Below are 26,190 nucleotides of genomic sequence, written 5' to 3' on the forward strand. Positions count from 1 at the left end.
ACCCGTCCCGCAGGCGACGCGCGGAAGGGGCGCCGGATCAGATCCGGCGCCCCTTCCGCGTCACTGCACTCCGCGTCAGTCGACGCCGCGGATCGCGGGGTGGTGGAACGTGTCCCCGAACGCCCGCTCGCTCGCGCCGACCCGGTCGAGGTAGGGCGTGAGCCCGCCCATCTGGAACGGGTAGCCCGCGCCGAGGATCAGGCAGAGGTCGATGTCCTCCGCGGCGTGCACGACGTCGTCGTCCAGCATCCGCTTGACCTCGTCCGCGAGACCCGTCTCGACGCGCAGCCGCAGCTGCTCGGCCGTCATCGGCTCCGTGCCCCCGGCGACGATCGCGACCGCGCGCTTGTCGACGCCCTTCACACGCCCCTTCGCGTCGCGCTCGAAGACGTGGCCGAGCTCGGCGAGGCGGTGCAGGTTGGGGCTGTCGAAGAAGCGGTCGGGGAACGCGGCGTGGTGGGTGTCGAGCACGTGCGCGCCGACCTTGAGGCCCACCAGCTCGAGCAGCTCGAACGGGGTCATCGGCAGGCCGAACGGAGCCAGCGACTGCTCGACGACCTCGAAGGGAGTGCCCGTGTCGACCGCGTGCATCGCCTCGCCCAGGACCTTCGCCAGCACGCGGTTCACCACGAAGCCCGGGGTGTCGCGCGTGATGACGGCGTTCTTCTTGAGCTTCGCGGCGGTGACCATCGCCGTCGAGAGGGTCTCGTCGTCGGTGTGCGGCGTCCGGACCACCTCGATCAGCGGCATGACCGCGACCGGGTTGAAGAAGTGGAAGCCGACGAGGCGCTCGGGGTGCTCCAGCCGCTCGCCGATGCGCTCGACGGAGAGGGACGAGGTGTTGGTCGCGAGCACCGCCGTGGGCGAGACGTAGCGCTCGATGTCGGCGAAGACCTCCTGCTTCACCGACAGCTCCTCGATGACCGCCTCGATCACCCAGTCGGCGTCGGCGAAGTCGGAGCGATCGGTCGTGCCGGTGATCAGCGCCCGGAGGCGGTTCGCGTCGTCGGGAGAGACGCGCCCCTTCGCCAGCAGCGCATCGATCTCGGCGCGGATGCCCGCGACGCCCTTGTCGACCCGCTCCTGGTCGAGGTCGGTGATGACCACCGGCACCTGGAGGCGGCGGAGGAAGAGCAGCGCGAACTGCGAGGCCATGAGGCCCGCGCCGACGACCCCGACCTTGGTGACGGGCTTGGCCAGCGCCCTGTCGGGCGCTCCCGCGGGACGCTTGGCGCGCTTCTGCACCAGATCGAACGCGTAGATGCTCGCGCGGAACTGGTCGCCCGAGATCAGGTCGGCCAGCGCCTCGTCCTCGGCGGCGAAGCCCTCCTCGCGGGTGGTGTTCTTCGCGGCCTTGAGAAGCTCCAGCGCGCGGTACGGAGACGCCGCGACCGTGCCGATCCGCGACTCCAGCTGCTTGCGAGCGATCGAGATCGCGACGTCCCACTTGACCAGCCGCTCCAGCTTGCCGGGTGCGTTCGGCCGCTCCACCTTCACGGAGCCGCCGATCACGCCGTCGGCCCAGCGGAGCGAGTCCTCGAGGAAGGCCGCGGGCGGGAAGATCGCGTCGGCGATGCCGAGGTCGAACACCTCCTGGCCCTTGAGCGTGCGGTTGTTCTTGAGCGGGTTCTCGACCACGACCTTGAGGGCGTTCTCGATGCCGATCAGGTTCGGCAGGAGCCACGCGCCGCCCCAGCCGGGGATGATGCCGAGGAAGACCTCGGGGAGCCCGAGCGCGGGGATGGAGGAGTCGACCGTGCGGTAGTCGGCGTTCAGGCCGATCTCGGTGCCGCCGCCCAGGGCGAGGCCGTTGATGAAGGCGAAGGACGGCACGCCCAGCTCGGCCAGCATCCCCAGCGTGCGGTGGCCCAGGCGCGCCAGCTGGCGGCCGAGCTCACGGCTCGGGATGGCCCCGACCTTGCTGAGGTCGGCTCCCGCGGCGAGGATGAACGGCTTGCCGGTGATGCCGACCGCCTGGATCTCGCCGCGCGAGGCGCGCTCCTTCTGCGCCAGGAGGACGTCCACCAGCTCGAAGAGCGACGCCGGTCCGAAGGTGTTGGGGCGGGTGTGGTCGCGGTCGTTGTCGAGCGTGATCAGGGCGAGCGTGCGGCCGCTGGGCAGCGGCACGTCGCGGACGTAGGAGTGGGTGACGACCTCGCCCTCGGCGAGGTCCACGAGGTTCTCGAATCCGTCGAGCATGGGTCAGCGTCCCTTCCGTCGTCCGCGCTTGCCGTCGTAGTGCGGGTTCTCCCAGATCACCGTGCCGCCCTGGCCGAGGCCGACGCAGAGGGCCGTCACGCCGTAGCGGACCTCGGGGTGCGACTCGAACTGCCGGGCCAGCTGGATCATCAGCCGGACCCCGGAGGAGGCGAGCGGGTGGCCGATCGCGATCGCTCCGCCGTACTCGTTGACGCGCGGGTCGTCGTCGTCGAGGCCGAAGTGGTCGAGGAAGGAGAGCACCTGCACGGCGAACGCCTCGTTGAGCTCGAAGAGCCCGATGTCCTCGATGCCCAGGCCCGCCTTGCGGAGCGCCTTCTCGGTCGAGGGGACCGGGCCGATGCCCATGATCTCGGGCTCGACGCCGGCGTACGCGAAGCTCACCATCCGCATCTTCGCGGACAGGCCCAGCTCCTGTGCGGCCTCGGCGCTGGCCAGGAGCGACACCGTCGCTCCGTCGTTGAGCCCGGAGGAGTTGCCCGCGGTCACCCGGCCGTGGGGGCGGAACGGGGTCCGCAGGCCCGCGAGGCCCTCGAGGGTCGTCTCGGGGCGCGGTGCCTCATCGGCGGTCGCGAGGCTCCAGCCCGCGGCGCTGCGCGTGGCGACGGGGACGAGGTCCGGCTGGATGCTGCCGGCGGCGTACGCGGCGGCGAGCTTCTGCTGGCTCCGCAGGGCGTAGTGGTCGGCGCGCTCCTTCGTCAGGTGCGGGAAGCGGTCGTGGATCCGCTCCGCCGTGCGGCCCATGTTGAGCGCGTCCTCGCCGACGAGGCGCTCGGAGAGGAAGCGCGGGTTGGGGTCGGCGCCGAAGCCCATCGGGTGCCGGCCCATGTGCTCCACGCCGCCGGCGAGGACCACGTCGTAGGCGCCGAACGCGATGCCGCCCGCGGTCGCGGTGACCGAGGTCATCGCTCCGGCGCACATGCGGTCGATGGCGAAGCCGGGCACCGACTTCGGCAGCCCGGCGAGCAGCGCCGCCGTGCGGCCGAGGGTCAGGCCCTGGTCGCCCTGCTGGGTGGTGGCGGCGATCGCCACCTCGTCCACCCGCTCCTTCGGCAGCGCGCCGTTGCGCTCCAGCAGACCGATCATCGCCTTGACGACGAGGTCGTCGGCTCGGGTCTGCCAGTACATGCCCTTCTCGCCGGCACGGCCGAACGGAGTACGGACTCCGTCGACGAACACGACTTCGGATCTCTCGGCCACAATGCCTCCCAGGAACTCACGGTCGCCGTCGATCGTAGGAACCGGCACCGCGCAGCCGGAATCCTTTGCCGCTTCCTACGAAGGGGTTTCGGTGCCCTCGGCCGGCGCTTGGGCCGCTTCGACAAACGCGGTGGCGATCGAGCCCGATGTGGCCTCGACCTGCCAGGCGCGGGCGCCGGCGCGGGTGAGCTCCGCGGCGACCGACTCCGCGGTCAGCGGCTCGGGCGGGTTCCAGGCCACCCGGCGCAGCAGCTCCGGCGTGAGCAGGTTCTCGACCGGGAGCGAGAGCAGCTCCGCGATCTCGGTGACCACGGCGCGTCCCGCCTTCAGGCGCGCGTCGGCGGCCGGGTTGCGATCGCCCCACGCGCGCGGAGGGGGGAGCGTGTCGGCGGCCGGGCGGGTCGGGCTCGGCAGGTCCTCGGTCGTCGTCCCGCGCTCGATCGCGGCCCACCAGCGCTCGACCTCGCCGCGGCTGGCGCGGCCGGTGAAATCGCGGCGGCCCGAGAGCTGGCCGATGCTGGTCGGGATGTTGCGGGCGACCGCGATGATCGAGGAGTCGGGGATCAGGCGGCCGGGAGCGATGTCGCGCTCGCGGGCGAACGCGTCCCGGGCCAGCCAGAGCTCGCGCGCCACGGCGAGGGGGCGCGGGCCGCGGAGCGAGTGCATGCCGGAGAGGCGGCGCCACGGGTCCGGCGGGACCGCCTTCGGAGCGCGCGCGAGCGTCGCCTCGAACTCCTCGCGGGCGATGCGCGTCTTCCGCGCGGCGATGAGCATCTCCTCCATGCGGTCGCGGAGGTCGACGAGGAGCTCCACGTCCTTCGCGGCGTAGACGAGCCAGCTCTGGGGGAGGGGGCGGGTCGACCAGTCGGCGGCCGAGTGCTCCTTGGCCAGGTGGATGCCGAGGAGGTCCTCGACGACGGCGCCGAGGCCCACCTTGGGCAGTCCGAGGAGCCGGGCGGCGAGCTCGGTGTCGAAGATCCGCACCGGGTCCAGGCCCACCTCGCGCAGGCAGGCGAGATCCTGGCTGGCGGCGTGGAGGACCCACTCCTCCTGGCCGATGACCGCCTGCAGGGCGTCCATCCGGCCGATGGCGGGGGGATCGAAGAGGAACGCGCCGGCGCCGCGCCGGTAGACCTGGATCAGGTACGCGCGCTGCGAGTAGGTGAAGCCGGAGGCGCGCTCGGCGTCGACGGCGACGGGGCCCTCGCCGGCGGCGAGGGCGTCGACCGCGGCGAGGAACTCGTCGGGCGTGGAGAGGACACGGTAATCAGTCACGGTTGTTCCGTCGGAAGGCGAGCGGGGTCACACCGTCGCTCGATACGGGCGGGAGACCCGCGAGCATGCACAACAGCTCCCCCCACCCTTCCACGTGAGCGGCGAGCTGCGCATCATCCGGGCTCCAGGAGGCGCGGATCTCGATCTGCGCACCGTCGCCCTGAGCGGCCAGCTCGCCGAAACCGGTGGAGAGCACCTTGGTGGCCGTGCCGGACGCGGCGGAATAGGAGGCGCCCCGCGCCCCGAGGGCGTCGATGAGCCAGGACCAGGCGACCTCGGCGAGGAACGGATCGGTGCCGATCTCGACCTCGAGCGGGGCCTGGGCGAAGCAGACGACACGGAAGGGGCCGCCCCACTGCTCGGGCTCCTCGGGGTCGTAGAGCAGGATGAAGCGCCCCGTGCCCAGCTCGGAGTCGCGTCCGTGCGCGTGGGGCGCGACGTCGCCCGACAGGGCGAGGGCCCAGGGCGCGAGACCCGACGGCGAGGCGATCTCGGACACGGTGAGCTCGGCGCGCGTGGCAGCGGCGCGGATCGACTCCGTCGCGACCCGGAACTCCTCGGGGAGCTGGGACGACGCTGGGAATTCGGGCACGGTCGCAGACTAGGGTTCCGACGCGCCCGGGACGCGGAGGCACGCCGGGTGGGCGGCTCTCAGCGCGTGCGGCTCCAGCGGGCGTAGACGGCCCCGGAATCGTCCGCGGCCAGGAGCGTCAGGGCGTAGGCGTCGTCGACGACGGCCGTGCCCGTCGCGACCGGGAGGCCCGGCAGGACGACGCGCGGCGAGGTGGTGAGGCACAGCTCGTCGACCCGGCCCGAGGCGAGGAACTGGCCCGAGAGCGAGGCGCCGCCCTCGCAGACGACGCGGTGCAGGCCGAGCCCGGCGAGAGCCTCCAGGAGCTCGTCGACGCCGATCCGCTCCGAGGAGGACGGGACCGGGACGACCTCGACGCCGGCGGGGAGCCCCTCCACCGCGCCGCGCGACTCCGGCACCAGCAGCAGGACCCGGGAGCCCTCCTGCAGCTCCAGGCGGTGCCCGGCGAGATCGCCCGAGGCGGAGACGACGGCGAGCGGGACCCGCCGGGGGACTCGGTAGCCCTCGGCGCGGACGCTGGCGGCTCCGACGAGGACGACGTCGGCCTGCTCGCGGACGACTCCGAGGATCGTGCGGTCGACGCGGTTGGTGAGCGTCTCGCTCGTGCCGTCGGAGCCGGTGCTGGAGCCGGTGACGCTCGCGATCATGTTCAGGCGCACGCGCACCGCCTCGTCGGGACGCCAGGCGTCCGCGACCGCCGCTCGCGCGCCCTCCTCGCCGATCACGATCGGCGGACCGGCGGGGACGAGCGGCCGGAGGATCATGCGGCCAGGTGCGCGCGGACCTGCCGCTTGGTACGGCCGAGCAGCGCGGTCATGCCGCGCAGGCGCAGCGGCGAGACCGCCTCCGAGAGGCCGATGGTCTGCGGGAAGTCGTCGGGGACGGCGAGCACCTGCTCGGGGGTGAGCCCGGCCAGGCCCTGCGCCAGGATCGACGCGAAGCCGCGCGTCGTGGGCGCCTCGCGGGGAGCCGTGGCGTGCAGGTGCACGATCCCGCCCTCCACATCGACGACGATGAAGACGGGCGCCTGGCACTCCTCCACGCGCTCGAAGAGGTCCGGGTGGTCGCGGTAGCGCTCGGGCAGGTCGGGGAGCTCGTTCGAGAACTCGAGCAGGAGCTGCAGGCGCTCCGGCTTCTCGAGGGCGAGGAACTCCTCGCGGATGTCGCGCAGAGCGTCGGGGAGCGTGGTGTCGGTCATCCGGTCCAGTGTCTCATCGGGGGAGGGGCGGCGGGCGGTCGCAGCGGAGGCCGGGAGCCCGGATCCGGCCCGTCGACGGGCGGATCGGCGCTCCCGGCCTCCGTCGTGACGCGTCAGCGGGCCGCGGGGGCCTCGCCGGGCTCGGCGCCCTGCACGATCGGGACGCGGACGGCGCTGCCCCACTCGGTCCAGGAGCCGTCGTAGTTGCGGACGCCCTCGAAGCCGAGGAGGTGGGTCAGCACGAACCAGGTGTGGGCGGAGCGCTCGCCGATCCGGCAGTAGGCGATGACGGAGTCGCCGTCCTTCAGCCCCGCGCCCTCGCGGTAGATGCCGTTCAGCTCGTCGAGGGGGCGGAAGGTGCCGTCCTCGGCCGCGGCCCTGCCCCAGGGCACGTTCTGCGCGCTCGGGATGTGACCGGCGCGCAGGGCGCCCTCCTCCGGGTAGGCCGGCGCCGTGGTGCGCTGCCCGGTGAACTCCTCCGGGGAGCGGACGTCGATCAGCGGGTTGCCGAAGTGCGCGAGGACGTCGTCCTTGAAGGCGCGGATCTCGGCGTCGCTGCGTTCGACGAGGGGGTACTCGGCGGGCTCCGGGGAGGAGGCGTCGGTGGTCGTCGGGCGGCCCTCCGCGAGCCACTTGTCGCGGCCGCCGTCGAGCAGACGGACGTCCTCGTGACCGAAGAGGGTGAAGACCCAGAGCGCGTAGGCGGCCCACCAGTTGTTCTTGTCGCCGTAGACGACGACGGTGGTGTCGCGGGCGATGCCCTTGCCGCCGACGAGCGCGGCGAACGCGGCGCCGTCGATGTAGTCGCGCTGCACCGGGTCGTTGAGGTCGGTGTGCCAGTCGATCTTGACGGAGCCGGGGATGTGGCCGGTCTCGTAGAGCAGGACGTCCTCGTCGGACTCGACGACGACGAGACCGGGAGTGCCGAGGCGCTGCTCGAGCCAGTCGGCGCTGACGAGCCGTTCGGGGTGCGCGTAGGAGGCGAACTTCGGCGACGGATCGGTTTCGACGGACAAGGAGGACCTCCAGGATGGTGCGCGGAGCGCGGGCGTGATTCCACGGCGGGCTACGCTGGAGCCCGCCCTTCAGCGACAGTACGCGTCCGCGGACGACGCCGCACGGAGGGCGCCGTAAGAGTTCGACACAGAACCGCGGCGGCTCCGTGCCCGGTGCGGCCGCCGCCACTGAGCGCATGGACCCCGCCGTGCGCAGGATGCGAGACGCGAGTGAGCCCCGACGACGTCCGATCGACGAGCAGCCTGACCGCCCGCTCGCCCCAGATCAGCGGGCACGAGATCGCGTCGACGCTGGTGCCCCCGCGCCAGTTCGAGGGCGCCACCTTCGAGAGCTACCGTCCCGACCCGGAGTACCCCTCGCAGGCCGACGCGGTGGAGGCTCTCCGCGCGTTCGCCGCCGGCGGCGGATCCAAGGGAGGCGGAGGCGGCTTCCTGGGCTTCGGCCGGAAGAAGGCCCCCGCGGTCAAGCCGGGCGTGTACCTCGACGGCGGCTTCGGCGTCGGCAAGACCCACCTGCTCGCGGCGATCTGGCACGCGGTGCCGGGCCGCACCTACTTCGGGACGTTCATCGAGTACACCGCACTCGTCGGCGCGCTCGGCTACGCGGCGACCGTCTCGCTCCTCAAGGGCTCGGCGCTGCTGTGCATCGACGAGTTCGAGCTGGACGACCCGGGCGACACGATGCTGATGACGCGGCTCCTCGGCGAGCTGGTCGCCTCCGGGACCCGCATCGCCGCGACCTCGAACACCCCGCCCAACGCGCTGGGCGAGGGGCGCTTCGCCGCGGCGGACTTCCTCCGCGAGATCCAGTCGATGGCCGCCCACTTCGAGACGATGCGGATCGACGGCACCGACTACCGGCGCCGCGACATCGAGGGCCACGCCGTGGTGCGCACCGACGAGGAGATCGACGCTCTCGTCGCGGCCGCCCCCGCCGGCTCCGTCGTCACCGACGACCCGTTCGCGGACGCCGTGCACCACCTGGGCACCGTGCACCCCTCCCGCTACATCAAGGTGATCGACGGCGTCGACACCATCGTGCTCCGGGGCGTCACCGCTCTGACCGACCAGACCGACGCCCTGCGCCTCGTGGCCTTCATCGACCGGGTCTACGACGCGCAGATCCCGGTCCTCGCCTCCGGGACGCCCCTCGACGAGGTCTTCGGCGGCGACATGCTGAGCGGCGGCTACCGCAAGAAGTACCTGCGCTCGATGTCGCGGCTCATCGCGCTCACCTCGATGGCGCCCCGCTCCTAGGGGCGGATCCGCTCTCCTCCCGGCGTTCCCGGGGTCGTCGTCGTGCCGTCCGCCAGCGCGCCGTAACGCGCTTTTTACACAGGGGCCTCGGCCGTAACCTCCGCGAAACGTGGTGCCTCACGGGACGAAACCTCGCGCCACCAGACTGTCGGCTACCCGAGGTGACCCGACACCCGCGTGTCTCCAGGCCGTGCTCCGACGCAGCGTCCTCGCTCCGGGCTTTTCTCTGCACACTCACGAGAGGTTCAACAATGGATCAAGGCAATACCGCGTTCCTGCTCATCGCAGCCGCGCTGGTCCTGCTCATGACCCCCGGGCTCGCCTTCTTCTACGGCGGCCTGGTGCGTGCGAAGAGCGTCATCAGCATGATGATGCTCAGCTTCGGAGCCATGGGCCTCATCGGGGTCCTCTGGGTCCTGTACGGCTACGCGATCGCGTTCGGCAACGGCCCGTCCGGCCCCGCAGGGACCGACACCTTCGTCGGCATCGACGGCGTCCTCGGCATCGACACCGCCCAGATCGGCCTGCAGGGCATCTACAACGACGCGCTCGGCGAGCAGACGTCGGCCTACCCGACGCTGGCCTTCGCCGCGTTCCAGGCGACGTTCGCGATCATCACCGTCGCGCTCATCTCCGGCGCCATCGCGGACCGGGCGAAGTTCGGCGCCTGGATGGTCTTCGCCGGCGTCTGGGCCACCGTCGTCTACTTCCCGGTCGCCTCGTGGGTCTTCAACTTCACCCTCGGCGACGACGCCACCGTCGTCGACGGCGGCTGGATCGCCTACGGCGTCGGCGCGATCGACTTCGCGGGCGGCACCGCCGTCCACATCAACGCCGGAGCGGCGGCCCTCGCTCTCGCCCTGGTGCTCGGCAAGCGCGTCAACTTCACCAAGGGCGCGCACCAGCCGCACAACCCGCCGTTCGTGCTCCTGGGCGCCGGACTGCTGTGGTTCGGCTGGTTCGGCTTCAACGCCGGCTCCGAGCTCGCCGCCGACGGCATCGCGGCCGTCGCCTTCCTGAACACCATCGCCGCTCCGGCCGCCGCGATCCTCGGCTGGCTCGTCGTCGAGAAGATCAAGGACGGCAAGCCCACCTCGATCGGCGCCGCCTCGGGCGCGGTCGCGGGCCTCGTCGCGATCACCCCGGCGTGCGCCAGCCTGTCGCCGTTCTGGGCGATCGTCCTGGGAGTCATCACCGGAGCCGTCTGCGCCCTGGCGATCGACCTCAAGTACCGCCTCGGCTACGACGACTCGCTCGACGTGGTCGGCGTGCACCTGGTCGGCGGCCTCATCGGAACGCTCTACATCGGCTTCTTCGGCACCGGCGTGGGCCTGTTCCTCACCGGCGACGCGAGCCAGCTCGGCAAGCAGGCCCTCGCGGCCTTCACCGTCCTCGCCTACTCCTTCGTCATGACGCTCCTCATCGGCTGGATCATCCAGAAGACGATGGGCTTCCGCGTGAAGAACGAGGACGAGATCGCCGGCATCGACACGGCCATCCACGGCGAGGCGGGCTACGTCCTGGCGGACTGACCCCCTCCTCCGCAGCACCCGACGGGGTGCCGGCTCTCCGGAGCCGGCACCCCGTCGGCGCGTCCGGGCCGGGCGACCGCCGGGCGCGCCCCCGCGGGCGGGCGGCTGAGAATCCGGGCTAGGGTTCCGGGGTGCCCTCCTCGCGCTCGGTCGTGTCCCTGCTCCTCCGACTCCTCGGCCGCGCGGTCGCCCCGCGGCCGGACGCCGGGCCCCGCCCGCAGCGCCCGTACCTGAGCACGACGGCGCCGACCCCGGGCGCGAGCGGAGTGGGCCGCACCGTCGAGGTCGACCCGTCGCGGCTCCGCGGGGTCCGCCTGGGCTACGCGCCCACGCCCGACGGCGACCCGGACCCGGGCGAGGTCGTCTGGACCTGGGTGCCGTACGAGGAGGACGACGGCCGCGGCAAGGACCGCCCGGTGCTCGTGCTCGCGGTCGAGAAGTCGGGGACGGTGCTCGCCGTGCGGCTGAGCTCGAAGGAGCACTCCGACTACCTGGCGGTCGGCGCCGGCGGCTGGGACCCGGACGGGCGGCCCAGCTGGGTCGACCCGGAGCGCGTGTTCCGCGTGCACCCCGCCGGGATGCGCCGCGAAGGAGCAGCTCTGGAGCGCGCTCGGTACGACGCCGTCGCCCGGGTGCTCTCGGCGCGGTACGGCTGGCACTGAGCGCTCGACGTCGTCGAGCGGCCACGAGAGGTCGCCGCTGAGCGCCTCAGGGGAGATCCCTGCCCGTCGAACGAGAGCCGTGCTCCTCGGAGGAGGCGTCAGACCGGGTCGATCGGCACGAAGCCCGCGTACTTCGCGGCGCGGCCGTCCCCGGAGGACGTGCCCGTGAGCCTCCGCTGCACCCACGGCGCGACGTGCTGCCGGTAGTACTGCACGGTTCCGCCGCGCCGGAGTGCGGCCTCGGGAGCGTCGGGCAGCGCGGCGGGCGGCGTGAGCCCGAGCGCCCGCAGGACCCGGTCGGCCACCCGCCGGTGTCCCCGCGGGCCGAGGTGCAGGCGGTCCTCCGACCACAGCTCCGGATCGGCGAAAGCGGGGTCGTGCCAGTTGTCGGCGACGACCACGTCGGTCCGGTGGCTCGTCCGGCGCAGGACGGCGTCGGTCAGCGCGTCCCCGCGGCGGCGGATGAGCGAGCCGAGCGGGAGCCGCGGCGACGGGTCGGCGCCGGCCAGGGCGATCAGCACGACGCCCTGCTCGTCGCAGCGCTCGAGCACACGGAGGTAGGCGTCGGCGATCCGCTCGATGTCGGCCCGCGGGCGCAGCATGTCGTTGCCGCCTCCGTTGAAGGAGAGGTGGGTCGGGCCGAGGGCGAGCGCGGGCTCGAGCTGCTCGGCGAGGATCGGCGCGATGAGCCGGCCCCGGATCGCGAGGTTGGCGTACTCGATCCGCTCACCCGTGGCCGCCGCCCATCCCGCGGCCGCCAGATCGGCCCAGCCGCGCGGGGTGCCGTCCGGCCGCTCGTCGCCGACGCCCTCGGTGAAGGAATCGCCGATCGCGACGTAGCGGACGGCCGTCATCGGCGGGTTCCGGAGGTGCGCATCGTGGCACTGTACCGCTCCGCGGCCGGGCTCAGGCGCGGCGCCTCAGCGGGGTGACCGGTGCCGAGCGGATGCTGCTGGGGCGGGCCGGAGTCGCGGCGCCCGGCGCTGCGGCGAGCAGCTCCTCCTCGGGCCGGGTGCCGGGCCGATGCTCGCGCTCGGGACGCGGGGCGGCCCGGAACCAGGCGGCCAGCGCGGACGACCGGCGGTGCCTCCGGTGGTCGCGGTCCAGCTCGGCGGTGCCTCGGTAGCCGGAGCCCCGGGCGATGCGGTCGAGGCCGCCGAGAGCGACGGGGGTGCTCGCCATCAGGACGGCGGCCAGCTCGAGTCGGCGGAGGGCGAGGTGCTCGTCGAGGCCGAGCCCGTAGCAGCGGCGGAACCGCAGCCGCAGCAGCAGGGCGGGCATCCGCAGCTCGGCGGCGAGGTGATGGACGGTGAAGCGCCGATCGAGGTAGCGCTCGTTGACGAGGGCGGCCGCCGCGATGGCGACGACGTCGAGCGGCCGGCGGGAGGCGGCGAGGCGGGGGGTGGGGGTTCGGATGTCCAGGGGAGGCATGCACAGGAGACGCGCGAGGTCCCTGTTCGTGACGCGGAGGCGCGGAATGCGTCCGGGGTGGCGCAGTGATCGGTGTCGGACCGGCTCGACCGGCAGGGGCTGTGCCATCGTCGGGAGGGGGCGGAGTCCCCGCCGATCCGGAACCAACACCCAGGAGGGGACCGCATGGCGCACGCCGCGCTGATCATCCACAGCGCACGGAAGGTCGACGCGGCCGGGACGGTGGAGGACCACTGGCTCCGCGCGCGGGACGGCGCGATCACGGCGACCGGCACCGGCACCGGCTGGCAGGCGCAGGCGGAGGGGGCGGAGCTGCACGACGCGCGGGGCCTCACCGCTGTCCCGGGCTTCCTCGACCTCCACGTGCACGGAGGGGGCGGTCACCGCTTCGACGGAGGAGCGGAGGCGATCCGCGCGGGCCTCGCGCTGCACCGCTCCCGCGGCACCACGCGCTCGCTGGTCAGCCTGGTCTCGGCGCGGCTGGAGCAGCTGGAGGCCTCTCTGGACGCGGTCTCGGCTCTCGCGGCCGCCGACCCGCTCGTGCTCGGCGCGCACCTGGAGGGCCCGTTCCTCGCGCCCTCGCGCAGGGGAGCGCACGACCCCGCGGCTCTCGTGCACCCCTCCTCCGGCGCGGTCGGCCGGCTGCTGGACGCCGCCCGCGGACGCCTCGCGCAGATCACGCTCGCGCCCGAGCTGCCGGGAGCCCTCGCCGCGGTGGAGCGGCTCGCCGGCGCCGGCACGGTGGTCGCGGTGGGCCACACCGAGGCGGACGCCGACCAGGCGCGGGCCGCGTTCGACCGCGGAGCCCGGCTGATCACGCACGCGTTCAACGCCATGCCCGGGATCGGCCACCGCTCCCCGGGCCCGATCCCGGTGGCACTGGGAGACGAGCGGGTCGCGCTCGAGCTGATCCTCGACGGCCGGCACGTGGACGTCGAGGTGGTGCGGCTCGCGTTCGCGGCGGCTCCCGGGCGGATCGCGCTCGTCACCGACGCGATGGCGGCGGCCGGGGCGGGCGACGGAGCGCACCGCCTCGGCCCGCTCGACGTCGAGGTGCTCGGCGGGGTCGCCCGGCTCGCGGGCACCGCTGTGCTCGCCGGATCCACGCTCACGCAGGACGAGACTCTGCGGCGCGCCGTCGGGCCCGGTCGGCTCGGGCTGGAGGCGTCCGTCGCCGCCCTCACCGCCGTTCCCGCCCGCGTGCTCGGCCGTGGCGACCTCGGCCTGCTGGCGCCCGGGTACCGCGCCGACGTCGTCCTGCTCGACGCGTCGCTCCGCGTGCAGCGGGTCTGGGCCGAGGGGCGCCCGTTCCCCGACTCCGCGGCCGGCGCGTCGCGACCCCGGGTCAGGGCGTCGGCGTGACGGTCCAGGTCCCCTCGGTCTGGACGGCCATGACGCCGGGGAGGTCGGCCTCGAACACCTCGGAGAAGGCGACGGAGTCGCCGAACAGCTGCGGCTGATCGGAGGTCGTGAACACGCGGCCGGAGAACGAGTCGTCCGGACCCGCGGGCGTGTAGTCGACCGTCACGCGCGGGACGTCGTCGGAGAAGAACAGAACGGCCGGGCCGGTGCCGGACTGCGCCCCGCTCACCGTCGCGAGATCGTTCCAGCTCTGCAGGCCGAGCGTCCACGGCCCGTCGGCTCGGACGATCACCTGCTGCTCGACGGGGTCGTCGCGGAAGATGCCGGTCAGGAACGACCCGGTCATCGGGGCGGCGGCCTCGCCGAAGGGCGTCATCCGGCCCGCGGCGGTGACGATCGCTGTGCCGGTGCAGGCCGAGCAGTCCAGGCTCAGGACGACCGCGAACTCGCCCTGCCGCTGGAACGACACGTCGGCCGGGCCGGTGCCCGAGACGGTGGCGGGGACTCCCTCGCCGACCGGCCCGGCGTCGACGACGGTTCCGACCGGCTCGGCGGTCGCCGGAGCGGAGGGGGTCGGGCTCGGAGTGATCAGGTCGGTGATGGCGGGTCTCGGCGTCCGCGAGGCGGGCGCGGACGCCGTGGCGCCCGCCTCGGCCCCGCCGCCGGCGGTGCACCCGCCCAGCAGCAGGAGCCCCGCCGCTGCCGTCGTCGCCACTGCCGCTGTCGTCCCCCGAGCCCTCATGCGTCCAGACTGCCAGGGCTGGTCCGGATCGTCGTCCCCGGAGGGAGTCAGAGGAGCAGGGCGCCGAGGCCCGCGGCGGCGAGGACGACGATCCACGGGGGCACGGTCCAGCGCGTCAGCGCCACGAAGGCGCCGATCGCGAGCGCCAGAGCGCCGGTCGAGCCGATGCCCTCGGTCAGCACCGGGTCGTAGAGGGCGCCGCCGAGCAGTCCCACCACGCCGGCGTTCACGCCGGCCAGCGCCCTCTGCGCGACCGGCAGGTGCCGCAGCCGCTGCCAGAACGGGAGCACGCCGACCACGAGCAGAGCGCCCGGCAGGAAGATCGCGACCAGCGCGATCGCCGCCCCCGCGACACCGTCCGGCGTCCCCGCGCCCACCGCGCCGAGGAACGCGGAGAAGGTGAAGAGCGGGCCGGGCACCGCCTGCGCCGCCCCGTATCCGGCCAGGAACTCGCTCTGCCCGACCGTGCCGGCGCCGACCGTCTGCGCCTCCAGCAGAGGCAGCACGACGTGGCCGCCCCCGAACACCAGAGCGCCCGACCGGTAGAAGACGGAGGCGAGACCCGCCGCTCCCTCGCCGGTGAGCGTGGCGAGCAGGGGGAGGCCGACCAGGAGGAGCCCCCAGAGGGCGAGGGCCGAGACCGCGAGCGCCGTCGGGATCCGGACCGCGAACCCCGGGCCGTCGTCCGGAGCCCCCTCCTCGCGGCGGAGCCAGAGAACGCCGGCCAGGCCCGCCGCCGCGATCACCGCCACCTGCAGCGCGGGCTCCGGGGCGAGGAGGACGGCGACAGCCGCTGCGCCGGCGATCGTCGCGCGTCGGCGGTCCGGTGCGAGCGAGCGCGCCATCCCGAGCACGGCCTGTGCGACGACCGCGGCCGCCGCCGCCTGGAGGCCCAGGAGCCAGCCGGCGGAGGCGACATCGCCCGCACCGGCGACGAGCCCGGCGACGAGGACCAGGGCGATCGCCGAGGGGAGCGTGAATCCGCACCACGCGGCGACCAGTCCGGCGAGTCCCGCGCGCTGCAGGCCGACCGCCATCCCGACCTGGCTGGACGCGGGTCCGGGGAGGAACTGGCACAGCGCGACGAGGTCGGCGTACGCGCGATCGGTCAGCCAGCCGCGGCGCACCACGAACTCCTCGCGGAAGTAGCCGAGGTGCGCGATCGGCCCGCCGAACGAAGTCAGCCCGAGGCGGAGGAACACGAGGAGCACGGGGAGGGCGCCGCCCCGCTGCAGCCGACCCGTCTCCGACACGGGGGCATCCTGCCAGACGGCGGTGTCCAGCACGCGTCGTGTCACCGGAAAAGGGACGATAAGCGGCCGGATAAGCGATTCCTTCTTCTCCGGTTGATGAAACGGTGGGTAGAAATACTGAACCCCTTCTCATCCCCTCTGTTAGCCTGATCCGGCTTCCCTTTCCTTCTCGAGGAGAAGGTGATCCGCACCAGTAGCGCGAGCGCTGCCGCTCGTTCACTGAACGCCTTCTCCTCCTCTTTCGATCGGTGTACCCGGAACGGTGACGATCGGAAAGGCTCTCTCTTCCGTGACTCCTCAGGACACTGCCGTCGGCGACTCCGCCGACTCCTCCCGCACCGGCTCCCGATCGGGCGTCAAGGCCCTCTCCGCTCTCTCCCGCCGCACGATCCTCGCCGGATCCGTCGCCGGCGCGGGCGCGATCGCCTTCGCGACGCCGGCCCTCGCGGCCGGCGACCTCACCGCGGTGCCCCGACTGCCCGGCGAGGTCTCGCGCCTGTCCACCGCCACGTCGAAGACGGGCGGGAAGCGCTACGAGATCATCGACGTCGTCGTCGCGGGGGACCGGGCGCGCCTGTTCGTGCCGCACGCGACGCCTCCGTCGCAGACCAGGGGCGCATCGATGCTCTGGTACTACCACGCCCGCAACGGCACCCACACGGCGCTCTCGAGCGCCTTCGCGTACTCGGCCGACCTCGCCGTGGACCGCGGCATCGTCAGCATCTGCCCGACCTACGGCGGCAGCATCTGGTCGAGCCCGCGGGCGATCGAGATCCAGGCCGCTGTCGTCGCCTGGGCCTCGTCGGTGTGGCGGATCGACGCGAGCCTCCTGCGCTCCGACTCCGGGGGCGGGCCGCTTCTGACCTGGGCCTACGGGAAGCGGATGGTGCCGAACATCCGGGGCGCGTACCTCTGCAACAGCTCCTACGACATGGAGGAGCGGGCGGCGAGCGAACCGGACCGGATCGGCCCCGAGTACGCCGACGCCGCGGCCATCGCCGCCACCAACCCGGCGCGGCTGCCCGCGTCGGTGTGGCGCGGTGCGCGGCTGAGGATCACAGGATCGCCCGACGACAAGGTCGTTCCGTTCGCCCTGCACGGCGCCGCCCTCCACGCCGCGGCCCTGCCCCTGGCGAAGGAGGCGACGGTCCGCACCCACCCGGGGGAGGGCACCGACGGGCACAAGGTCCCGAGCTTCACCAACAAGGAGATGCTCGACACCTTCCAGCGCTGGATCACCGAGGGCCCCGTGCCGCAGACGGAGCCCGAGCCCGAGACGCCACCCGTGTCCACGCTGCCCGGCGCGGGCACCTACGAGAACGGCGCCGCGCAGATCGTCACCACCGGCACCTGGACGACGCTGAAGGCCACCGCGGACAGCGGCGGGAGCATCGCCTACTCGACCAGCTCCGGCGCCTCCGCGACGCTCGCCTTCACCGGCACGAGCATCGCCTGGATCAGCCGACTCACGTCGTCCTCCGGGATCAACGACGTCGAGCTCGACGGTGTGAAGGTCGCCTCCGTCGACCGCTACAGCGCGTCCACCCGCTCGAAGCAGACGGTGTGGAGCAGCGGACAGCTCGCCGCCGGGCCGCACACGCTGACGATCCGCCGGGGGAGCGGCCGCAATCCGGCCTCGACCGGGACCAACCTGCTGCTCGACTCCTTCGTGGTCGGCGACGCGACGCCTCCGCCGGCGACGACGCTGCCCGGAGCGGGCACCTACGAGAACGGCGCCGCCCCGATCGTCACGACCGGCACCTGGTCGACGTTGAAGGCGAGCACGGACAGCGGCGGCAGCATCGCCTACTCGACCACCGCGGGCGCCTCCGCAACCCTCGCCTTCACGGGTACCAGCGTGAGCTGGATCAGCCGCCTCACCGGCTCGTCCGGCATCAACGAGGTCGAGCTCGACGGAGTCAAGGTCGCGTCCGTCGACCGCTACAGCGCCGCGACGCGGTCGAAGCAGACGGTCTGGAGCAGCGGACAGCTCGCGGCCGGGCCGCACACGGTGACCATCCGCCGCGGGAGCGGCCGCAACCCGGCCTCGAGCGGCACCAACCTGATCCTCGACGCGTTCGTGGTCGGCGACGCCGCTCCGGTCCCCACGGTCACCGTGCCCACGCCGATCGCGGAGTGGTCCTTCGCCGAGAGCGCCGCCCCCTTCGCCTCGGCCGTCGCGGGCGCTCCGGCGCTCCGGCAGGGCGCGGGCTCCTCCGCCCGCGCCGTCGCCACGCCGTTCGGCACCGGAGTCGCCCTCAACGGGACGACGGACCACCTGGTCGTCCCCAAGGACGAGGTCGGCCCGCTCAACCTGGGCGCCTCGACCGGCCAGGTGACGATCGCGGTGTGGGTGCTCAACTCCGACGCGGACGGCGCCTGCATCGCGGGCGTCTGGGAGGAGTCGACGGTCGGGCCGCTGCGCTCCTATGCGCTGTTCAACAACCTCCCCGAGTACGGCGGCTGGGAGCGCGTGTGCATGCACGTCTCGAAGCTCGGCGGGCCGACGCCCGGCTACCCGTACTCGCGCGACTACTCGGTGGAGCCCCGCCGGATCACGCGCGGCGTGTGGCAGCTGCACGTCGGGACGTATGACGGCGCAGTCGCGGTCTCGTACCTCGACGGCGCCGCCACCGCGTATCCGGTGTACACCGACAAGCTCGGCGCGACTTACGCCAAGAACCCCTACGTCTACCCCGACGGCCTCAACGCGGCTCCGGGCGACTTCGTGGTCGGAGCGGTCGGCCGGGACGGCACGATGATCAACCGCTTCGCCGGCTCCCTCGCCCGACTGCGGGTGTGGGACCGGGCGCTGACCGCGGAGCAGGTGAAGCAGCTCTACTCGGCCGAGAAGGGCGCTCTCGGCTGACGATCCGAGGGCGGTGACACGAGTCCGAGAAGCGGATGATCCGCTTCTCGGACAAGGCCGTTCGAGCGATAGCGGGCGTCCCTCTTTCGAGGGTGGTGTTATCGGCTGAATACAGATCGGCGGGCGGCCGCTTCACGGCTGCTCCGCCGTTCTCCGCCGCCTGTATCCGCTGCGCGGGATTCCGTACTCAGGCGGACGTGCGCTCCCGGAGGGCCGTACGGCGGGGGATCATCGCCCGGCGGCCGCGCAGCCCTGTCCCGGATCTCGGAGTGCGGCCCCGCGCCAGATGCGCACCGGCGCGACCACCTCCCAGCCGAGGGTGAGGTAGAGGGCGCGGCCGTCCGTGCTGGCGACGAGGAGACCGCTCCGTGCACCCTCGGACCGGGCCCAGGCGGTGAGGGCGTCGACGACCCGCCGTCCCAGCCCGCGTCGGCGGAACCGCGCATCGGTCTCGATCCGGTCCAGGACCGCGACCGTCCCGTGCACGGCGGCGGTGCCCTGAGCGGCGACGACTCCGTCGACCAGCAGCCGGACGCTCGCCACTCCGTCGGCGGCCTCGAGCACGGCTCCCGCGAGCAGGGCACCCTCGGCGGTGCGGCCCGGGCCGAGGAGCGCCGCCATCAGGCTCTCGTCGCCCGCGACGAGCTCCAGCCCGGCGGCGGGCGCGAGGCGGGCGTCGTCGCCCAGGCCGATGACCGTCAGCCACTCCTGGGGCCCGGCCACCCGCTCGGCGCCCGCCTGCAGCGCGGAGGGCGACGGATCGACCAGGATCCGCTCCCGCGTGCGCGACTCCGCTCCGACATCGACCAGCCAGGCCCCGTCCTCGCGGACGCGCTGCACGCCGCGTGCCCGGCACCAGCCCTCGACCCAGTCGTCCACCCGCTCCGTCGTCGTGATCACGCCCCGAGAGCAGCCGCGACCGGACGGGCGCGATCGTGGGAAGCGGGTTCTCCCGGCGGTGGCCGTCGATCCCCAGCAGGACCGCCCTCGCCCGGATCGCACCCCGCGCACCGCGATCCGCCGGGTCCTCCCGTTGTCAACCTCAGTGCCACGGCGCCGTCCCCGGCCCTACCGTCGGCGCGAGACATCCGCTGCACCGCCGGGACCCTGACGGCCGTGCCGAGAGTGAGGGGCCGATCCGATGCCCAGGCAGGACGGCGACCCGCGGAGCACCACCCGAGTGCTGCGCGAGCTGGTCTCCGCGTTCGAGGATCCGGGGGCCGTGCACCCGGCGCTCGCCCGGCAGGTGCGGAGCGCCGCCCGCGAGCTGCTCGGCGCGTCGGAGCGGGAACCGCTGCGCCTGCGCGTGCGGATGCCGACCCTGATGGTCCCGCGCTCGGTCGTGGACGAGGTGCCCGATCCGCCCCCGGTGCCGCCCGCCGCGCTCTGACCCGACGGCGCTCGTACACTCGGACGATGCGACACGGCATCGTCATCCTCCCGCAGGACCCGTGGGCCGAGGCCCGCCGGAAGTGGCAGTCGGCCGAGGGCCTGGGCTTCGACCACGCGTGGACCTACGACCACCTCTCCTGGCGCTCCCTCGCCGACCAGCCGTGGCACGCGACCGTCCCCACCCTCACCGCTGCCGCGATGGTGACCGAGACGCTCCGCCTGGGCACGTTCGTGGCCTCCCCGAACTTCCGCCACCCGGTGCCGTTCGCGAAGGAGATCGCGACGCTGGACGAGATCTCGGGCGGTCGGACGATCCTCGGGGTCGGCTCGGGCGGCACGGGCTTCGACGCGCGCGTGCTCGGGCAGCCCGACTACTCGCCCCGGCAGCGGCACGAGCGCTTCACCGAGTTCGTCACGGCCCTCGACGCGCTGCTGCGCTTCGAGGAGCCCGGCTCGAGCGGCGTGGACCTCGAGGGGGAGTGGTTCACCGCCCGCTCGGCGCGGATGGTGGGCGAGCCGGTGCAGCGCCCCCGCGTCCCGTTCGTCCTCGCCGCGAACGGGCCGAAGGGCCTCGCGCTCGTCGCCGAGCGCGGGCAGGGCTGGGTCACCACCGGCCCGGAGGGAGTGTCGAGCGAGGAGTGGTGGCGGGCGGTCGCGTCCCTCTCCCGGCGGCTCGACGCGGCGCTCGACGCGGCCGGGCGCGACCCGCGCACCGTCGAGCGCCACCTCTCGCTCGACTCCGGGGGCGACTACTCCCTCGAGAGCGTCGCCCGGTTCGAGGACATGGCCGGCCGGGCGGAGGAGCTCGGCTTCACGGACGTGATCGCGCACTGGCCGCGGCGCGACGGCGTCTACGCGGGCGACGACGAGGTCCTCTACGAGGTCGCCTCGCGCTTCTGACCGGGCCTCGGGGGCTCCGGAGCGGTCCTCAGACCGCGCGGGCGCTCCCGCGGTCGACGAGACGCGCGGGCAGGAGGCGGATCGACGGCTCCTCGCCGCGGGACGGCTGCTCGATCCGCTCGACGAGCGTGTCGACCAGGTGCGCGCCGAGCTCGGCGGCACCCGTCTCGACGTAGCTGTAGGGGAGCGAGAAGTCGCGGGCGAACTCGGCCGAGTACAGGCTCACGACGGACAGCTGCCCGGGCACGGCGACAGCGCGTCGGCCCAGGATCGCGGGAAGCATCGCGATGGTCCGGTCGCTGTGGACGACCAGCGCCGTGAGACCGGGGTTGTCGTCGAGGAACGCCGTGACCATCGGCTCGACGGCGTCGGCGGCGGTGGCGGCCGGGCGCAGCACCAGCTCGATCCCGAGCCGACCGGAGGTCTCGAGAGCCGACTCGCGGAACCGGAGCCCGTAGGTCCCTCCGCGGTCGAAGACGCGCTCAGGCGGGGTGATGAGACCGATGCTCCGATGCCCGAGGGCGCCCAGGTGCTCGATCAGCAGGCGGGCCGCGTCGCCGAAGTCGAGGTCGAAGACGTCCACCCCGGAGGCGTCCGCGGGCACGCCGAGGGCGGCACCGGGCCGCCGCGAGGCGCGCAGGACGGGCAGCCGGTCGTCGTCGTCCGCGACGCTCAGGAGGATCAGTCCGTCGACCTGGCCGGAGCGCGTGAGCCGGCGGACGGCAGCCGCCCCGTCGGCCTCGGTGGCCAGCAGCACGTCGTAGCCGAGCTCGCGGGCGCGGGCCGTGATGGGGAGCACGTACTCGACCATCGCGGGCGCGAACTCGTCCGGGTCGAAGTGGACGAGCAGGCCCAGCGCCATGGTGCGGCGCGTCGCGAGCGCCCGTGCTCCGGCGTTGACCGTGAAGTCGAGCTCGGCGATCGCGTCCTCGATGCGCTTGCGCGTCTCGGGGGAGATGCTGCGCTTGCCGGAGAGGACGTACGACACCGTGCTGCGCGAGACCCCTGCCGCTTTCGCGACGTCTCCGATCGTGGCCATCTCCACCCCCGCTCGAACCGTGTCGAGAGTGGCAGTGCGGCGCGGCGCACGCAACTCGGGCGCCGCGTCCCCGGAGCGAGCACCGGACGCTGCGGCTCCGGCGCTCTGCTCGTCCACGGCGCGCTCGTCCCCGTCGGGGAACCTCCGGTCCCGACGACACGCCGACGCGGCCGGGCGCACGAGGTGCCCGGCCGCGTCAGGGCGTTCTGGACGGATCAGCCGCAGCGCGCCGCACCGTAGGCCGGTGCCGTGGATCCGCTCGCCGCAGCGCCGTCGACCGTCCCCGCGATCCGCACGTCGAGAGCGCCGGCTCCGACACTCGCAGCGCGGGTGCTGAAGGCGGCTGAGACCGTCTTGCCGGGAGCGACTCCGGTGAAGGTCTTCGTGCCCCAGGCCGAGCCGATCGTGACGTCAGCGGCGACCGCGCTGGTGTTGGTCGCCGTCCCCGTGATCGTGACCTTCCCCGCGGTGCAGCGCGAGGCCGCCGTGCCGCTCACCGTCAGGCCCGTGGTCCGCCCGACGAAGGGCGTGACCGAGATCCTGTCGATGTTGGGCGCGTACTGCGAGGTGAGCAGGACGCCGGGGAAGGTGTCGGAGAGGTAGGTCGTCCCGTCGAAGCCCGGGAGCTCCTTCGAGGTGATCGCGATGGTGTTCGAGCCCTTCCTGAGCGTGACCGGCACGCTCAGGTCCCACAGCTGGTTCTGGTGGAACGTGTGCGGGAAGAGCACGCGCTGCGTCACTCCGTTGACCGTGATGTCCGCGTGGCGGGCGAGCGGGTCGGGGTTGTAGTGCGTCGCGGGGGACTGCTCCTCGTTGGAGTAGCGCAGCGTGAGCGCGTACGTCCCGTCCTGCTCGGCCTTCACGTCGCCGAAGGTCAGGGTCGAGTCGCCGTCGCGTCCGCCCCCGATGTTCCCGACGGCCTTGCCGCCCGACGCGAAGGACAGGTCGCGGACCGTGGCGGGGCCGGTGATCGTGGCCGCCTCCGCCTCATAGCTCGTCGTCGCGGGCGGGTTCGCGCTCGCTCCGATGACGATCCGATCGACGAGGAGCGTGCCGCTCGTGCCGACGACCTCGATCTTGTTCACGCCGCCCGAGAGGAAGACCTGACGGGTCGAGCTCGCGCCCACCGGCCCGACCTTCACATCGTTCACGTAGAGGTCGCCGGTGCCGCCGCCCAGGGTGTCCACGGTCACGGAGGACGGCGCGTCCTTCGCGGAGTAGCCCCAGACGGTGGTGGAGGCGCCGCTAGTGAGCGTCGCCGTGCCCGAGCCGGAGACGCCGGCGCGGGAGTAGTCGGCCGTCGCTCCGTTGTCGAGCGTGCCGGTCTCGGCCTCGTGGATCGAGGTCGCGGCGGCCGCGCTGGGGAGGGAGAGCTCGATCTTGTCGACGATCGCGTCGCCCACGGTCGACTTCGTGCCGGCGAGGTTCTTCGCGGCGAGCGAGATCGTGTGGGTGCCGGCGGTCAGCTTCACCTTCGTGTCCGCGTGGTCCCAGACCACGAACTTGTAAGCCAGCGGAAGGAGGATCTCCTGCTCCGCAGCGCCGTCGACGCTCAGGAACGCGTTGATCGGACCCTGCTGGGCGTTGGCGGCGTAGGTGTTGAGGGAGTTGGCGAAGACGCTGAGGTCGTACTCGCCGTCCTTCGGGACGGTGACCGCGAAGTCGAGCTTCAGGTCGCCGCCGGTGCGGATCCCGCCGACGTTGCGTCCGCCCGAGGTGTAGAAGCCGCCGACGTTGGTCGGCGAGCCCTCGGGTCCGTTGAGGTTCCGCGATCCGGTGTAGCGGGCGTCCTCGGCCTCGTACTTCTGGCGGAAGTCGACGGGTGAGGCGGACGGCGACGACGCGTTGGCGCCCGGGGTCAGGACGACCTCGTAGGCGGAGTCGACGTCGAGCGCGGGGAGGGATCCGCCGAAGTCGAGCGAGAGGGCGCCGTCCACGACGGACGCGTCGAACTCCTTGACCGTCTGCGGGGCTCCCGAGTCGCCGACCTGGCCGGTCCAGCGGATCTCGCTGACCTCCACGTGGACCTTCGAGCCGAAGGTGGCGGCCGGGATGCGCTCGAACGCGACCTTCTGCGAGCCGCCGACGCCTCCGAAGAGGGCTCTCGCCTGCTTGGCCGCGGTGTCGAGGGTCGCGACGCCCTGGAGGGTGTAGCTCTGGCCGGGCTTGGGCGGCGTGACCGCGACGGTGTCGCCGGTCATCGAGGCGTAGGCGTTGAGGAGCCACCACTGGCCGTTGGCGCGGTTGGCCTGCACCGCGGAGTCGGAGAGGTTGCCGTCGATGTTCCAGTAGGCGATGTCGCCGTCGACCTTCTTGTCCTCGAGCGCGCTGATCCACTGGACCATCTGGCCGGGCACGGAGGTGTGGTAATTGAAGGCGTACTCGTTGAGGTTCACCGGCAGGTGCTTCCCGGCGTAGGACGTGCCCGCGTACAGCTCGTCCTCCCAGGCCCGGAAGCGGTCGACGTTGGTGCGGATCTCACCCGGGGCGCTCAGCTCGTGCCAGGTCATCACGTCGGGGACGGTGTCCTGCTCGAGCGTGTGGGTCATGAACCCGCGGACCTGGTCGTAGAGGACGCTGGTGTTCGGTCCGGCGATGCGGGCGTCGGGCATCCTGTCGCGGATCAGCGCGTAGGTGCTGTCCCAGGCCGCGAAGAACGCGGTCGGGTCCTCCAGCCAGCTCTTCCCGTCGTAGCTCCACTTCCCGTTGCCGAACATGTTGCCCTCGGGCTCGTTGAACGGCACGAACACGATGTTGTCCTGGTACTCCTCGGGGAGCGCGAGCACCTGGTCGACCTGCGTGGCGATCTTCGCCTGGTAGTCGGCCAGCTTCTCCTGGGGAGTACTGCCCGGCCACTCGTAGGGGAAGCCGCGGTAGATGTCCGTCATGTAGATGTAGGTGTCGCCGTCCGAGGTGTCGGCGACGGCCTTCGCGACGCTCAACGCGTCCGCGCCCGGATGCTGCGGCCCGTCCTGCGCCTTGGTCGAGACCGTGCGCAGGTCGATCCCCTCGAGGAGGTTGTCGGAGGGGAGGCCCTCGCCGTAGACCCCGTAGAGGGTGCCGGACGCGCCGCCCATGAACTCCCCGGTGCTCGTGCCGAGGTCGATGGTCATCTCGTCGAGTGCGCGCACCGTGACGGTCGCCGTGACCGCGGTGCCGAGGCCGGTGACGGTGCCCTTCACGGTGAAGGTGCCGCGCTTCGCGTACGCGGAGGCGGGGACGCTCTCCCAGGTGACCGGGGCGTCACGGTTCACGCCGTCGGAGTAGGTGGCGGGGACCCCCGGCAGGGCCGGCGCGACGCCGATGCCGGTGGTGACCGCGACGCTCGTCGAGAGAACGCCGGTGACGGCCGGCGCGGCGTCGCCCGCCAGACCCCGGACCTGAGCGGCGGTCAGAGCCCGGTTGTAGACGCGGAAGTCGTCGATCGCTCCGTCGAAGTAGGGGTGCACGTTCCAGAGCGCCCGGCCGATGTTGCCGCTCTTGGAGGCGGAGGCGGAGTAGAGCTGCTTCGCGAGGTCGACGGAGGCGGGAGCCGTCGCGACCTGCAGACCGTTGAGGTACAGGGTCACGGTCGTGCCGTCCATCGTCGCGGTGACGTTGACCCACTGGTCCTTCTGCAGCGGCGAGGAGCTGGAGACTCCGGTCTCGCCGCCGTCCTTCAGCTGCTTGATGATCGCGCGGGCGCTGCCGCCGTCGAACGACGGAGCGAAGGCCGACGCGGCGTCGGGGCTGATGCCCAGGCACCACAGCCACTGGAAGCCTCCGGTGCCGGACCACTTCGTCCAGGCGGAGACGGTGGTCTGCGTCACGCCCTGGAAGAGCCCGTTCGGCACGGTCAGGTACGGCGCGGAGGTCGAGTCCGCCGCGCCCCCGGGAAGGTCGATCGCGGTCGTACCGGCCTTCCGACCCGCGACGTACGTCGCTCTCGCGCTGTTGACGACGGTGCCGTCGAGCTTCTTCGACGAGAGGTCGGCGACCGTGGATCCGGACACCTGCCCCTGCTCGAAGTCGTACTGGAGGATGAGCGCGTCGGCGGGGACGGAGGTGTCGGCCGCGGAGGCGGACTCGGCGCTCGGGAGAGCGACGGCGAGGGCGGCGAGTGTCGCGGCACTCAGCGCGAGGGCGAGGGAGCGGGTGCCGCGCCTCGGGGAGGACATCGTTGTCACGCTGGTCACTTTCTGTGGGGACAGCCGGCCGGACGACGGCGGGCGTCGGTCCGGGGTCGGAGCAACAGTGCTTCGAACCGGTTCGAC

At 73.0% G+C, this 26,190-nt stretch carries 21 protein-coding genes; 7 read left to right on the forward strand and 14 right to left on the reverse strand.

Annotation, left to right across the window (positions count from 1 at the left end):
- Positions 1-75: 75 nt before the first annotated feature.
- The 7 genes from C5C29_RS08245 to C5C29_RS08275 all read right to left on the reverse strand — a co-directional run bounded on the left by C5C29_RS08245 (position 76) and on the right by C5C29_RS08275 (position 7,498).
- Positions 76-2,199 carry a 3-hydroxyacyl-CoA dehydrogenase NAD-binding domain-containing protein gene (locus C5C29_RS08245; RefSeq protein WP_104222096.1) on the reverse strand — a complete coding sequence of 708 codons (2,124 nt, stop codon included), beginning with the start codon at positions 2,197-2,199 and terminating at the stop codon, positions 76-78.
- 3 nt (positions 2,200-2,202) lie between these two features.
- Complete coding sequence (locus C5C29_RS08250) at positions 2,203-3,417, reverse strand: thiolase family protein (protein WP_104222094.1); 1,215 nt, start codon at positions 3,415-3,417, stop codon at positions 2,203-2,205.
- A 75-nt stretch (positions 3,418-3,492) separates the two neighbouring features.
- Positions 3,493-4,692 (reverse strand): ribonuclease D, encoded by a 1,200-nt coding sequence (locus C5C29_RS08255; protein WP_104222092.1) that lies wholly within the window; start codon positions 4,690-4,692, stop codon positions 3,493-3,495.
- A complete protein-coding gene (locus C5C29_RS08260) occupies positions 4,685-5,284 on the reverse strand; it encodes a DUF3000 domain-containing protein (protein WP_104222090.1) in 600 nt (199 codons plus the stop codon). The genes C5C29_RS08255 and C5C29_RS08260 overlap by 8 nt, the downstream gene beginning before the upstream one ends.
- Before the next feature lie 59 nt (positions 5,285-5,343).
- Positions 5,344-6,048, reverse strand: coding sequence for a dihydrofolate reductase family protein (locus C5C29_RS08265; protein WP_104222088.1), 705 nt, complete (start codon positions 6,046-6,048; stop codon positions 5,344-5,346).
- Positions 6,045-6,482, reverse strand: coding sequence for a SufE family protein (locus C5C29_RS08270; protein WP_104222086.1), 438 nt, complete (start codon positions 6,480-6,482; stop codon positions 6,045-6,047). The genes C5C29_RS08265 and C5C29_RS08270 overlap by 4 nt, the downstream gene beginning before the upstream one ends.
- Positions 6,483-6,595: 113 nt before the next feature.
- Positions 6,596-7,498, reverse strand: a complete 903-nt coding sequence (locus C5C29_RS08275) for a sulfurtransferase (protein WP_104222084.1) — start codon at positions 7,496-7,498, stop codon at positions 6,596-6,598.
- 210 nt (positions 7,499-7,708) lie between these two features.
- Between C5C29_RS08275 and zapE the strand changes: the two genes are divergently transcribed.
- From zapE to C5C29_RS08290, 3 genes are all read left to right on the forward strand, one after another.
- Positions 7,709-8,755, forward strand: coding sequence for a cell division protein ZapE (gene zapE / locus C5C29_RS08280; protein ID WP_104222082.1), 1,047 nt, complete (start codon positions 7,709-7,711; stop codon positions 8,753-8,755).
- Between the two features lie 251 nt (positions 8,756-9,006).
- Entirely contained in the window at positions 9,007-10,287 is a 1,281-nt protein-coding gene (locus C5C29_RS08285; RefSeq protein ID WP_104222080.1) for an ammonium transporter, read from the forward strand.
- A gap of 131 nt (positions 10,288-10,418) precedes the next feature.
- Complete coding sequence (locus tag C5C29_RS08290) at positions 10,419-10,949, forward strand: type II toxin-antitoxin system PemK/MazF family toxin (RefSeq protein WP_219813777.1); 531 nt, start codon at positions 10,419-10,421, stop codon at positions 10,947-10,949.
- A 98-nt stretch (positions 10,950-11,047) separates the two neighbouring features.
- Here the strand turns inward: C5C29_RS08290 and C5C29_RS08295 are convergent, their stop codons facing one another.
- Together C5C29_RS08295 and C5C29_RS08300 are read right to left on the reverse strand one after the other, a co-directional pair.
- A complete protein-coding gene (locus C5C29_RS08295) occupies positions 11,048-11,803 on the reverse strand; it encodes an SGNH/GDSL hydrolase family protein (RefSeq protein WP_104262912.1) in 756 nt (251 codons plus the stop codon).
- Positions 11,804-11,855: 52 nt separating this feature from the next.
- Positions 11,856-12,380: a hypothetical protein gene (locus tag C5C29_RS08300; RefSeq protein WP_104308235.1), complete on the reverse strand. Its 525-nt coding sequence runs from the start codon at positions 12,378-12,380 to the stop codon at positions 11,856-11,858.
- Between the two features lie 165 nt (positions 12,381-12,545).
- Between C5C29_RS08300 and C5C29_RS08305 the strand changes: the two genes are divergently transcribed.
- Positions 12,546-13,742 (forward strand): N-acetylglucosamine-6-phosphate deacetylase, encoded by a 1,197-nt coding sequence (locus tag C5C29_RS08305; protein ID WP_104308236.1) that lies wholly within the window; start codon positions 12,546-12,548, stop codon positions 13,740-13,742.
- Here the strand turns inward: C5C29_RS08305 and C5C29_RS08310 are convergent.
- Positions 13,726-14,457, reverse strand: a complete 732-nt coding sequence (locus C5C29_RS08310; protein WP_104225243.1) for a hypothetical protein — start codon at positions 14,455-14,457, stop codon at positions 13,726-13,728. The two genes, C5C29_RS08305 and C5C29_RS08310, sit on opposite strands and share 17 nt — an antisense overlap.
- 74 nt (positions 14,458-14,531) lie before the next feature.
- The gene (gene chrA / locus C5C29_RS08315; protein WP_258069477.1) at positions 14,532-15,737 is read right to left on the reverse strand and encodes a chromate efflux transporter; all 1,206 of its coding nucleotides are present in this window, start codon (positions 15,735-15,737) and stop codon (positions 14,532-14,534) included.
- A gap of 289 nt (positions 15,738-16,026) precedes the next feature.
- On the opposite strand from chrA, the gene C5C29_RS08320 reads away from it, so the two are divergent.
- Entirely contained in the window at positions 16,027-18,606 is a 2,580-nt protein-coding gene (locus C5C29_RS08320; protein ID WP_104225244.1) for a LamG-like jellyroll fold domain-containing protein, read from the forward strand.
- Positions 18,607-18,834: 228 nt separating this feature from the next.
- Here the strand turns inward: C5C29_RS08320 and C5C29_RS17325 are convergent, their stop codons facing one another.
- Positions 18,835-19,506, reverse strand: a complete 672-nt coding sequence (locus tag C5C29_RS17325) for a GNAT family N-acetyltransferase (RefSeq protein WP_219813599.1) — start codon at positions 19,504-19,506, stop codon at positions 18,835-18,837.
- A 241-nt stretch (positions 19,507-19,747) separates the two neighbouring features.
- Between C5C29_RS17325 and C5C29_RS08330 the strand changes: the two genes are divergently transcribed.
- Complete coding sequence (locus tag C5C29_RS08330) at positions 19,748-19,996, forward strand: hypothetical protein (RefSeq protein WP_146076891.1); 249 nt, start codon at positions 19,748-19,750, stop codon at positions 19,994-19,996.
- A gap of 26 nt (positions 19,997-20,022) precedes the next feature.
- Positions 20,023-20,898, forward strand: coding sequence for an LLM class flavin-dependent oxidoreductase (locus tag C5C29_RS08335; protein WP_104246838.1), 876 nt, complete (start codon positions 20,023-20,025; stop codon positions 20,896-20,898).
- 28 nt (positions 20,899-20,926) lie between these two features.
- Here the strand turns inward: C5C29_RS08335 and C5C29_RS08340 are convergent, their stop codons facing one another.
- Both C5C29_RS08340 and C5C29_RS08345 read right to left on the reverse strand, forming a co-directional pair.
- Positions 20,927-21,937 (reverse strand): LacI family DNA-binding transcriptional regulator, encoded by a 1,011-nt coding sequence (locus tag C5C29_RS08340; RefSeq protein ID WP_104308249.1) that lies wholly within the window; start codon positions 21,935-21,937, stop codon positions 20,927-20,929.
- Positions 21,938-22,152: 215 nt separating this feature from the next.
- A complete protein-coding gene (locus C5C29_RS08345; protein WP_104308237.1) occupies positions 22,153-26,094 on the reverse strand; it encodes a LamG-like jellyroll fold domain-containing protein in 3,942 nt (1,313 codons plus the stop codon).
- Between the last annotated feature and the right edge of the window lie 96 nt (positions 26,095-26,190).

It is taken from the genome of Rathayibacter sp. AY1H2, from assembly GCF_002931985.1.
Classification (GTDB): domain Bacteria; phylum Actinomycetota; class Actinomycetes; order Actinomycetales; family Microbacteriaceae; genus Rathayibacter.